General features: G+C 53.8%; 10 protein-coding genes. 2 read left to right on the forward strand and 8 right to left on the reverse strand.

The window, feature by feature from the left end; genetic code table 11:
• Positions 1-18: 18 nt before the first annotated feature.
• The 8 genes from ACWAU0_RS16905 to cysT form a co-directional block, all read right to left on the reverse strand.
• Entirely contained in the window at positions 19-1662 is a 1644-nt protein-coding gene (locus ACWAU0_RS16905; protein ID WP_458137351.1) for a family 2A encapsulin nanocompartment cargo protein cysteine desulfurase, read from the reverse strand.
• The gene (locus ACWAU0_RS16910; protein ID WP_020481377.1) at positions 1649-2566 is read right to left on the reverse strand and encodes a family 2A encapsulin nanocompartment shell protein; all 918 of its coding nucleotides are present in this window, start codon (positions 2564-2566) and stop codon (positions 1649-1651) included. Before ACWAU0_RS16910 ends, ACWAU0_RS16905 begins: the two co-directional genes overlap by 14 nt.
• A gap of 98 nt (positions 2567-2664) precedes the next feature.
• Positions 2665-3594, reverse strand: a complete 930-nt coding sequence (gene epsC / locus ACWAU0_RS16915) for a serine O-acetyltransferase EpsC (protein WP_458137352.1) — start codon at positions 3592-3594, stop codon at positions 2665-2667.
• Positions 3591-4568, reverse strand: a complete 978-nt coding sequence (gene cysK, locus ACWAU0_RS16920) for a cysteine synthase A (protein ID WP_458137353.1) — start codon at positions 4566-4568, stop codon at positions 3591-3593. The genes epsC and cysK overlap by 4 nt, the downstream gene beginning before the upstream one ends.
• Before the next feature lie 342 nt (positions 4569-4910).
• Positions 4911-5813, reverse strand: a complete 903-nt coding sequence (locus ACWAU0_RS16925) for a LysR substrate-binding domain-containing protein (RefSeq protein WP_171695617.1) — start codon at positions 5811-5813, stop codon at positions 4911-4913.
• 107 nt (positions 5814-5920) lie between these two features.
• Entirely contained in the window at positions 5921-6964 is a 1044-nt protein-coding gene (locus tag ACWAU0_RS16930) for a sulfate/molybdate ABC transporter ATP-binding protein (protein ID WP_033156394.1), read from the reverse strand.
• Positions 6965-7020: 56 nt separating this feature from the next.
• Entirely contained in the window at positions 7021-7884 is an 864-nt protein-coding gene (cysW, locus tag ACWAU0_RS16935; RefSeq protein ID WP_033156393.1) for a sulfate ABC transporter permease subunit CysW, read from the reverse strand.
• Between the two features lie 8 nt (positions 7885-7892).
• Positions 7893-8720, reverse strand: a complete 828-nt coding sequence (cysT, locus tag ACWAU0_RS16940; RefSeq protein WP_205450326.1) for a sulfate ABC transporter permease subunit CysT — start codon at positions 8718-8720, stop codon at positions 7893-7895.
• Between the two features lie 310 nt (positions 8721-9030).
• Here cysT and ACWAU0_RS16945 point away from each other — a divergent pair, with 310 nt between their 5' ends.
• Together ACWAU0_RS16945 and ACWAU0_RS16950 are read left to right on the forward strand one after the other, a co-directional pair.
• Positions 9031-9231 (forward strand): YezD family protein, encoded by a 201-nt coding sequence (locus tag ACWAU0_RS16945; RefSeq protein ID WP_171695615.1) that lies wholly within the window; start codon positions 9031-9033, stop codon positions 9229-9231.
• Between the two features lie 119 nt (positions 9232-9350).
• Positions 9351-10859 carry an alginate export family protein gene (locus ACWAU0_RS16950; protein ID WP_171695614.1) on the forward strand — a complete coding sequence of 503 codons (1509 nt, stop codon included), beginning with the start codon at positions 9351-9353 and terminating at the stop codon, positions 10857-10859.
• Positions 10860-10903 lie beyond the last annotated feature (44 nt).

Below are 10903 nucleotides of genomic sequence, written 5' to 3' on the forward strand. Positions count from 1 at the left end.
TGACCTCAAAATGTTAGGCTAGAACCGCCGAGAAGTGCACTGCAACCGTTTTAGGGTTGCCGTTAACCTATCGATTTCCTCGTAAGTGTTATAAAACGCCAACGAGGGTCTGACGGTACTTTCCAAGCCAAAGCGGCGCAAGATGGGCTGTGCACAATGGTGTCCTGAGCGCACGGCGATGCCGGCCTCATTCAAGGCTTTACCAATATCTTGAGTGCTATGACCGTCTATCACGAACGACGCCACGCTGGTTTTTTCCGGCGCGGTGCCGATCAAACGCAGACCCGGTATAGCTTGCAAGGCATGCATCGCATAAACCAGCAACTCATGCTCGTAGCGGGCCACATTTTCGATACCGATCTTGTTTAGGTATTCCAGCGCCGCACCCAAACCCACCGCATCGGCAATATTGCCGGTGCCGGCTTCGAATTTGGCGGGTGCCGGTTGGTAGACGGTTTTCTCGAAGGTGACGTCTTCGATCATATTCCCGCCGCCTTGCCAAGGCTGGGTAGCCTCCAGAACTTCCGCCTTGCCGTACAGCACGCCGATACCGGTCGGACCGAAGATCTTGTGGCCGGAAAACGCCAACCAATCGCAATCCAAGGACTGTACATCAACCTTCAGATGCGACACCGATTGCGCGCCGTCCAGCAATACTTTCGCCCCGGCCCGGTGGGCTAGTTCGATCATTTCCTGCGCCGGCGTGACAGTACCTAAAGCATTGGAGACCTGGGTAAACGACACCAGCTTGGTTTTGGCATTCAGCAGTTTTTGATACTCGGACAAAATCACTTGGCCGTTATCGTCGACCGGGATCACTCGGAGTACCGCACCGGTTTCCGCGCATAATTGCTGCCAGGGCACGATATTGGCGTGATGTTCCAGCCAGCTGATGACAATTTCGTCGCCCGCGCCAATGTTTTGCTTGCCCCAACTTTTGGCTACCAGATTGATGGCTTCAGTAGCGCCACGCACGAAGACCACTTCATCGGCGGACGAGGCATTGATAAAACGCGCGACGATTTGTCGTGCGCCTTCATAGGCATCGGTAGCTCGTGCCGCCAATTCATGCGCGGCACGGTGGATGTTGGAGTTTTCGTGCTGATAAAACTCGGAAATCCGATCAATCACCACCTGCGGCTTTTGCGTAGTGGCGGCGTTATCCAGCCAGGCCAGCGGGTAACCGTTTACCCGCTCTTGCAAAATCGGAAAATCTCGCCGCACTGCATGTACGTCAAACGGCGGATGCGCAGAACCTAAACCCGGACTTTGCGCCGCGCGAGCCAATGCCGATACGTCGTTTAAAAAATAAAACGATGATGCGCTGGGCGTGGTGGGTTGGCTTTTACCAAACGGTGTGGCAAGGGCGGTTTGCAAATCCGCTGTGCCTGGCAAGGCAAAACTGCGTTGCACCAAGGCTGAGATAGCCGTGTCGTCTATGCCGGGCCGGGAGTCGAAACCGGAACTGACGTTATTAAACGGTACAGCAGTTGCTGCCGAGACCGGCACGGTATCGATGGCTTCGCCACCATTAGGCACTTCCTGGAAAAACTGATTGGCCAAGCGCGTCAATTCGGCGGCATCCGGTAAGCCCAAGGGCACCGTACCACCGCTCAGCGCTTGTTGCGCCAGGCCGGCTAAGTCTAGGTTATTGGTAGTCATAGTAGTTGCCTATTTCGACATTCTCCAATACGCCGATGGCATCTTCGGTCAACACGGCCAGCGAGCAATACAGGGATACTAAGTAGGACGCGATAGCCTTGTGGTTGATGCCCATGAAGCGCACGGACAGGCCCATGCTCAGTTCGTCGGTCAAATTGGGTTGATACAAACCGACCACGCCTTGACGGCTCTCGCCGGTGCGCAACAACAGGATATTGGTTTTACCGTTGGTGATTTTTAGTTTGTCGGTCGGAATCAATGGCAGGCCGCGCCAGGTTAAAAATTGTGAACCGAACATGGATATGGTTGGTGGTGGTGTGCCGCGGCGAGTGGCTTCGCGGCCGAAAGCGGCGATGGCGCGTGGGTGGGCCAGGAAGAAGGCGGGTTCTTTCCAAACTCTGGCAATCAACTCGTCCAGGTCGTCAGGGGTTGGCGAACCTTTGCGGGTTTGCACTTTTTGCGCAGGCGCGACGTTGTTTAACAAGCCGTATTCGGCGTTGTTGATCAGCTCGCTTTCTTGACGCTCTTTGACGGTTTCGATGGTCAAACGCAGCTGCTCGTGGATTTGGTTGTAAGGGCTGCTGTACAAATCAGCCACGCGGGTGTGAACGTCCAGTACGGTGTTGACGGCGTTCAAGCGATATTCGCGGCCCCATTCTTCGTAATCCACATAGGTTTGCGGCAGCACTTTTTCATCCAGGCTGGAACAGTCGACGGCGATGCTGGTTTCGCTTTTCACTTTGTTGACCCGGTAAATACCCGCTTCGACTGGTACCCAGTGCATTAAATGCACCAGCCAGCGAGGCGTGATCGTACCCATCATGGGCACGGTTTTGGTGGCGTTGGATAAGGTGCGCGCAGCGACGTCGCCTAACGCGGTATGGGCTTGATGAATGTCTGACATGGTGATTTTCCTTTCTTAGTGGGTGGTGGTTGGTTAAAGTGTTTTTCGTGATGGATTAATCAATGTTGGTTTGAAAAAGCGCCGATTGGCCGTTGAGATTAAATCCCGCCGCCGCCGGCAAATACTTCCGTGCGATTCTGCCCTTGACTGACCAGGCTGTCCGGCGGCACGCTGTGGGTGAGCCAGACGTTGCCGCCTATCGTCGAGTCGCGGCCAATGGTGATACGTCCCAGGATCGTGGCACCGGCATAAATCACCACGTCGTCTTCGACGATGGGGTGGCGGGCGTTACCCTTGACCAGAATGCCGTTGTCGTCCTTGTCAAAGCGTTTGGCGCCCAGCGTGACTGCTTGATATAAACGCACCCGGCGGCCAATGACCGCGGTTTCGCCGATTACCACGCCGGTGCCGTGATCGATAAAAAAGCTTTCGCCGATTTGCGCACCAGGATGGATGTCGATCCCAGTGGCGGAATGTGCAACCTCGCTAATGACGCGCGCTACCAGCGGCAAACCTAATTCGTAGAGCACATGCGCCAAGCGGTGATGAATCACAGCGGTAATGCCGGGATAACACACCAACACCTCGTCGGCGCAACGCGCGGCGGGGTCGCCTTCGTAAGCGGCTTGAATGTCGGTGTCGATCAATTGCCGCACAGCAGGCAACTGGGCGGCAAACTGCCGGGTGATGTCTGTCGCTTGGCTGCGAGTATCCAGGGATAGGCCTTGCTGTTCGGCGACAAATTGCAATTCCAGGCCGATTTGCCGTTGCAATTGCCGCAACAGGCTATCCAGCGTGTGGCCGACGAAATAATCGATGCCTTCATCGGTCAGGTCGGGCACACCCAGCCGGTTTGGGAACAGCGCCGCGCCCAAGTTGTCGACTATCTGGCTCAAAATCTTACGGGAAGGCAATTTGGGCGGATGTTCGCGGCGGTGGCGGTTTTCCAGGGATTGCAGACGCAGTTCGCGCAGTTCTGCGACCAGAGCATCGATTTCCCAGCGTTGGCCGTGTTCGCTTAAGGTCATAGCGCTACACCTTGCGGATCGAACAGGCCTTCGAACAAGGCCGAGCTCAAGTAGCGTTCGCCGGAATCCGGCAAGATGACGACGATGGTTTTGCCTTCGTGTTCCGGACGCTTTGCCACCCGCACCGCTGCAGCCACGGCTGCGCCACAGGAGATCCCCGCCAGAATCCCTTCCTCGCGTGCCAATCGGCGGGCATAGCTTATGGCGTCCTCGTTACTGACCAGGGCAATCTCGTCAACCAGAGACAAATCCAATACTTCAGGCACAAATCCGGCACCTATGCCCTGGATCTTATGGGGCGCCGGCTGTAACGGTTCGCCGGCTCGGAATTGGCTCAGTACCGGGCTGGCCTCGGGTTCCACCGCAATGGAAACGATAGGTTTGCGTTGTTTGAATTTGATATAGCGCGAAACCCCGGTAATCGTGCCGCCGGTGCCGACGCCGGAGACTAAAATGTCGATGGCACCGTCGCTGTCGGTCCAGATTTCCGGGCCAGTCGTGAGTTCGTGGATGCTGGGGTTGGCGGGGTTTTTAAACTGTTGTAGCAGTACATAGCGGTCCGGATCGGACGCGGCAATTTCTTCGGCTTTGGCTATCGCACCTTTCATACCCTTGGCGCCTTCGGTGAGGACCAGTTTGGCACCATAAGCCACCAACAACTTGCGCCGCTCCAGACTCATGGTTTCCGGCATCGTTAAGGTCAGTGGTATGCCGCGCGCGGCAGCGACGAAAGCCAGGGCGATGCCGGTATTACCGCTGGTCGGTTCTATCAGTTCTTTGCCGGCGGTCAGCAGGCCTCGTTGCTGGGCGTCGTTAATCATCGCCGCGCCGATGCGGCATTTCACGGAATAAGCCGGATTGCGGCCTTCGATTTTAGCCAGCAAAGTCACCGGCGCGCCGTCGGTAATGCGGTTTAGCCGGACTAATGGGGTTTTGCCTATTGATTGCGAGTTATCTGGATACCAATGCGTCATGACGGTATTACTCCCTGTCGGTTTTCTGCGGGCCAAAAAAAAGCCAGCAGCCTGCTTAATGAGTTCAGGCGTACTGGCTTCCGGTGGTCCGGTCAGCGATTTTTTTTAAAGTACTTGGTTTAAACGAAGGCTGTCAATACAGGTTCGATTGGTTCGGTTATCTGTAATGCCTATTTGAGATATATAAATCTAAAAATATGATTTACCTCGGTGCAAGGAGCTTGCGGCGGTGGTTGGGCGGTTTGTAAGTCTTTGTTTTTGCGTGAAGGATCGCAAAGTCGAAATTTTTACGGCGGCTCTTATGATAAATATCGAAATCAAAACCGAAATTCGTGCCGGATTTTAATATTCATGCTCCTTGGCGGCTTTGGCAAGCAGCTCGTTAATGAAATATTGCAAATAAGTGGGTAGATATAATTGCTTCAAATAGGCGATTTTCGTCATCGAGCGTGGGATCAGGTGCGATAAATCCCTGGCGACCAAATCATTGTCGTTGCGCGCTTCGTAAGACGTACCGGCGATAATCCCCACGCCCAAACCCAATCTGACATAGGTTTTGATGATGTCGGAATCGGCGGCGGACAGGGTGATGTCCAGTTCCTTACCCGCGTTCTTAAAGGCTTTTTCGATGGTCGAACGGCCGGTATAGCCTTGCGAGTAAGTCAAAATCGGAAATGCGGCCAGCCGGCCCAGCGTCACATCGCCTTGCGCCAAGGGGTGATGGCGCGGCACCACGGCGATGTGTTGCCATTCATAGCAGGATTTGACGACCAGCTTCTCGTCCTCGTCCAGCTTTTCGGTGCAGATGGCAATATCGGCCCGATGCTGATGGAGCTGCTCTATTAATTCTTGTGGTGACGATTGCACCATGTAAATGGTGATGCCCGGATATTTCTCCCGGAATTTTTGCACCGGTTCCGGTAGCAAGTACTTGGCTTGAGTATGGGTGGTGGCGATATGCAAGGCGCCGTTGCGATTTTCGCGAAAGTCGTCGGCTATCGACAGGATGTTCTTTTTGGCTTGATTGATCCTGTCTACCTGTTCCATCACCTGCTCGCCCAGCGGTGTCAGGCCCAGCAGTTTTTTGCCGTGGCGTTCGTAGAGCGGCGAGCCCAATTCCTCCTCCAATAATTGTAACTGTCGGCTGGCGGCCGACTGCACCACATGCATGATTTCCGCGGCTTTGGATTGGTTGAACTGGGTGTCCTTCAGGACGCGCAATAATTCAAGCTGATTTAGATTCATATCGGTCTTTCCATGGGGTGATTTGAGCGATGGGCAACAATCGCGAACCGGGTACAAATGCCGGTACCGGGCTATGTTTGGCATAGCCCGAACTATGAGGGGTGCTGTCAATTAAACCAATGCGCTTGTTTGATATGCACCGCCACGCGGTCGCCCTTGTTTAAATTCAGTTGTTTGAAGCGTTCGTTGGGCATCTCCGCAAACAGCGTCGCACCGGAACCGTTATGTTGCGGATTGAACAGTTCGATGCGTATCGTCGCGCCCAGATGTTGCCAGTCTTTCAAAGTTACCGGCGAACCGGAGGCTTCTTCGGCTTTGACGATGTCGATATGATGCGGGCGGACGTGTGCGAAGATGCCTTGCGGTTTTTCCGCCAGAATCCCTGCGCGTTGCAGCCAGTTGCTTTCGGTTTCCGATAGATCGAAGACGTTGGTTTGCCCGATGAATTTGGAAACAAAGGCATTGGCCGGATGATCGTAAATATCGGCCGGGGCGCCTTGTTGCTCGATGCGGCCTTGATTCAATACGACGACTTGGCTGGCGACTTCCATGGCTTCTTCCTGATCGTGGGTCACAAAAATACTGGTGACATGCAATTCCTGATGCAGATTGCGCAGCCATTGCCGCAGATCTTTGCGCACGCTGGCGTCCAACGCGCCGAACGGTTCGTCCAGCAACAATACGCTGGGTTCTACGGCCAGGGCTCTAGCTAAAGCTATCCGCTGCCTTTGGCCGCCTGATAATTGATCCGGGAAGCGGTCGGCCAGCCAATCCAGTTGTACCAACTCCAACAAAGAGTGCACTTTTTTGCTGATAAAGGCTTCGGTAGGCCGTTCCTTGCGCGGCTTGACCCGCAAACCGAAGGCGATGTTGTCGAACACCGTCATATGCCGGAACAAGGCGTAATGTTGAAACACAAAACCAATCCCGCGCCGGCTGACATGTTGCTCGGTCTTGTCTTCGCCGCTGAGCAGTACCCGGCCGAAATCCGGGGTTTCCAGGCCGGCGATGATTCTGAGCAGGGTGGTCTTGCCGCAACCGGAGGGGCCCAGCAGAGCTACCAGCTCGCCTTCCGGAATTTCCAGGTTGACGTCGTACAAGGCGGCAAATTTGCCGAAGTTTTTGCTGATGTTGTTTAGCAGAATACTCATGTTTTTATCTCAATACCGGATGTTAAACGCCTCAGAATGTCGGCGTATTTTCGTCTTTAGGCTCTGGCCTGCTTCCATTCCAAAACGCTTTTCAAAACCAGCGTAACGATGGCCAGACAGGCTAATATCGAGGCGCTGGAAAAAGCGCCGATCACGTCGTAATCGTTGTAACTGACTTCCACATGCAAGGGCAGGGTATTGGTCACGCCGCGAATATGTCCGGATACCACGGACACCGCGCCGAATTCGCCCATCGCCCGGGCGTTGCACAGCAACACGCCGTACAGCAAAGCCCATTTGATATTGGGTAAAGTCACTTTAAAAAATGTCTGCCAGCCGCTGGCACCCAGCGATAGCGCCGCTTCTTCCTCCTCGTTGCCCATTTCCTGCATCAGCGGAATCAGTTCGCGCGCCACAAAAGGAAAGGTGATAAAGATGGTTGCGAGCACGATGCCGGGTACCGCGAATATCACTTTAATGTCATGCTCGGAAAACCAATGTCCGAACCAGCCTTGAGCGCCGAACATCAGAACAAAAATCAGGCCCGAAATAACCGGCGATACCGAGAATGGCAAATCGATCAAGGTGGTCAATAAGCTTTTGCCCCAAAACTCAAAACGGGTGATGGCCCAGGCGGCGGCGACGCCGAATACGGTATTCAGCGGCACGGTGATCAATGCCACCAGCAAGGTCAGTTGCATCGCGGCGATGGCATCCGGTTGCGCCAGCGCTGTCCAATAGGCTTGCCAACCTTTGGAGAAGGCCTGATACAACACCAAACCCAGCGGGACGCAGAGAAACAACACAATAAAACCTACCGCGATGCCGACCAGGCCCCAGCGCACCCAAAACGGGTCGTGTAGCGCTTTGAAGTGTGCTTGGCCGGTGGCGTCGCTAATCACATGAACATTGGCGTGCATGATGTCTCCTAAATTTGCCCGGAGCGGCGGCGCGCCCAGAGCTGCAATAAATTAACGATCAGTAGCAACAAAAACGACACTAGCAGCATCGTCAGTGCAATCGCCGTCGCCCCGGCATATTGGTACTGCTCCAGTTTGGTGATGATCAATAACGGGACGATTTCCGAGACATAAGGCAGATTGCCGGCGATAAAAATCACCGAACCGTACTCTCCCACCCCGCGGGCAAACGCCAGCGATACGCCGGTTAACAGTGCCGGAAAAATGTTGGGAAAGATCACCTGGGCAAACACTTGTAAGCGAGTAGCGCCCAGACTGGAGGCCGCTTCTTCCATCGTGGTATCAAATTCCTGCAATACCGGCTCGATGGTCCGCACCACAAAAGGAATGCCGATAAAAATCAATGCCACCACTATGCCCAGCGGCTTATAAGCTACTTGCACGCCCAATGAGCTCATCAACCATTTACCCAGCAGGCCGCTGGGCTGAAAAATGGTCGCTAATATGACGCCGGCCACCGCCGTCGGTAAGGCAAAGGGTAGATCGATTAAAGCGTCCAAGAAGCGTTTGCCGGGAAAGGGATAACGCACCAACACCCAGGCAATCACAAAACCAAACAGGCCGGCCACCAAGGCGGCTATCAGAGAGGTACCGAAACTGACCCGGAACGACGATACCACTCGATTATTGCTAATGATGTCCACATACTCGCCCCAACCCAGTTGCAAGCTCTTAAATACCAGGGTGCTCAAGGGGATCAGTACCACCAGTCCAAGGTAGAACAAGGTGTAGGCCAGTGCCGGTCGAAAGCCCGGCATGATGTTGCTTTGAGTCATGGTGTTTCTCTGGAAACAGTCAGTAGGTGCTGACAGGATAGAGAAACTTAAATGCCAACGGAAATGATATAAATTGAATTGATAATCTTTTATTTAGATAACAATCGGGCGAATTTTGGCTATTGCGGCCAGGATGGGAGGGTAAATATTCGCCATGTTATATATCCAATTAACAGATATATATTTCTGTTTATATCGTTTTCAATCGCTTTGTGGTTTTCTTACCATTTGTCCCACGGTCATTGGCGCTAATGCTGCCAAGACAAGGATTCATCAAACCACGATAACCCACCATACCTCAGGAGGCTATATGGCGATTGAACTTAACGGCCATGCATTGAAGCAAGGCGATAACAAGGAGATTGCATTGCAAATCGCGACGATTGTGCAGGATATTCGGTTTGGCTCGGTTGAAGTCGTGATTCACGACGGCCGCATCGTCCAGATCGACAAGCGCGAACGTTTTCGGCTGGGCCAGCAAAAAGATTCTGCATTAGCGGGTTCCAACTAGACTAAGGCTAACGCCGCTAAATAGTTGTTCGCTTGTTGCCACTCAGCCCAAGGACGGCGAGATGAGCAGAATCTTTTTGTGTACCGGCCATTAACTACTCTAAACCCACAGTTATCCACATGAAACGACCTTTAATTTATACAGTACGGGCAGCAGGTGCACTTGGCTTGTTGCTGGCTTGGCCGGCCCTGGTCAACGCCGAAGATTATTATGTCCCGACCAAAGGCTATCGCGTCGAACCTGCGCCAACCGATCCGCCTTTGTACGTGCGCAATTTGAGTAAAACCCAGTTCGAGCAATTTCGCGATGTGAAATGGCTGGATGTCGGGCTGGATTTTCGGACCCGCTACGAATACCGCGAAAACGACTTTAGGCCGCAACGCTCGGGCACCTCAGAGTGGCGGCCCGATGCCGATAACCTGTGGCTGCTCAGGACCCGCGCCTACGTCGGCATCAAAGAAATCCTCGATCCGTTACGCTTTGCAGTCGAAATGGAGGATGCGCGCAGTTATAACGGTTTGTACCCCAAAACCGATGCCGATGTGAACGAGTTTGAGATGATCCAGGGCTATGGTGAGTTGTATTTCGCCAATGCCTTAGGCCATAACCGGCCCCTCAGCATTCGTGCCGGCCGTATGCACTTGGAATTGCTGGATAGGCGTTTGATTGGTAACAACGAGTTCCGTAATACCACCAACAACTTCGAAGGTTATCGAGTACACTTCGGCAAGAAACAGAATGACTGGGATTTGGATACTTTTGCCTTGCAACCGGTGGAGCGCTACAAATACGAATTCGACCAACCGGATGAAGACACCTGGATCTACGGTGCCGTACTCAGCCTGAAACAATGGTCCGAGTTTGTCACCATCCAGCCTTATTTCCTGGGTCGCAAAACCGACGGTGATCCCGCCAACCGGGTGGCAGCCAATCGCAAGGCCAGTATGGATATTTATGCGCCGGGTCTTAGGGCTTATGGCTTTTTCGGCGGCGGCTTTGATTTCGATGCCGACATCAACAAGCAATTCGGACGCTTCGGTTCCTTGTCCGGGACGCGGGAGACCTTACGCCAGCACGACGCCTTGGCCTACTCTTTGGAATTAGGTTACAGCTTCGATCACGATTGGAAACCCCGCGCCAGTCTCTATTACGGCTACGGCACGGGCGATAAAAACGCCGGCGACAATATCAACCAACGCTTTGATGCCTTCTACGGCTTTAACCAACCCTGGTCGCGAAACGATTATTTCTCCTGGGACAATATCATCGCGCCGAAGGCCAGACTGGAGTTTTCGCCCTACAAAGACGTGCGTATCGATACCGGCTACAACGCTTACTGGGAGGAAAGTGCGGCCGGAGGCTGGAACCGGGCCGGCTTGCGCGATACCACGGGCCGCAGCGGGACTTTCCTGGGACACGAGTTTGATATTCGCCTGCGCCATAAACTGAATGCCTATGTGGATTGGAGCATGAGCTATGCACGATTTACCCCTGGCGACTTCACCGAAGCCAGAGCCGTAGGCGTGTCGCAAGGCGGGCAGGGCTCTTATACCAGCGAACCGAGCAATTTCTTCTACTTCGAAGTATCTTTAAACGCCTTTGGCGATGGTAAGCCTACTTACAAATAAACACTCCCGCCGGCGCGGGTGCGACAACGTTTAAGACCCCGGCC

The sequence above is a fragment of the Methylomonas sp. Uni0009 genome (genome assembly GCF_054188105.3).

Excerpts from the sequence above, each read along its gene's own strand:
- ACWAU0_RS16905 (WP_458137351.1), bottom strand. The coding sequence starts at position 1,662 with ATGACTACCAATAACCTAGACTTAGCCGGCCTGGCGCAACAAGCGCTG.
- ACWAU0_RS16910 (WP_020481377.1), bottom strand. The coding sequence starts at position 2,566 with ATGTCAGACATTCATCAAGCCCATACCGCGTTAGGCGACGTCGCTGCG.
- epsC (WP_458137352.1), bottom strand. The coding sequence starts at position 3,594 with ATGACCTTAAGCGAACACGGCCAACGCTGGGAAATCGATGCTCTGGTC.
- cysK (WP_458137353.1), bottom strand. The coding sequence starts at position 4,568 with ATGACGCATTGGTATCCAGATAACTCGCAATCAATAGGCAAAACCCCA.
- ACWAU0_RS16925 (WP_171695617.1), bottom strand. The coding sequence starts at position 5,813 with ATGAATCTAAATCAGCTTGAATTATTGCGCGTCCTGAAGGACACCCAG.
- ACWAU0_RS16930 (WP_033156394.1), bottom strand. The coding sequence starts at position 6,964 with ATGAGTATTCTGCTAAACAACATCAGCAAAAACTTCGGCAAATTTGCC.
- cysW (WP_033156393.1), bottom strand. The coding sequence starts at position 7,884 with ATGCACGCCAATGTTCATGTGATTAGCGACGCCACCGGCCAAGCACAC.
- cysT (WP_205450326.1), bottom strand. The coding sequence starts at position 8,720 with ATGACTCAAAGCAACATCATGCCGGGCTTTCGACCGGCACTGGCCTAC.
- ACWAU0_RS16945 (WP_171695615.1), top strand. The coding sequence starts at position 9,031 with ATGGCGATTGAACTTAACGGCCATGCATTGAAGCAAGGCGATAACAAG.
- ACWAU0_RS16950 (WP_171695614.1), top strand. The coding sequence starts at position 9,351 with ATGAAACGACCTTTAATTTATACAGTACGGGCAGCAGGTGCACTTGGC.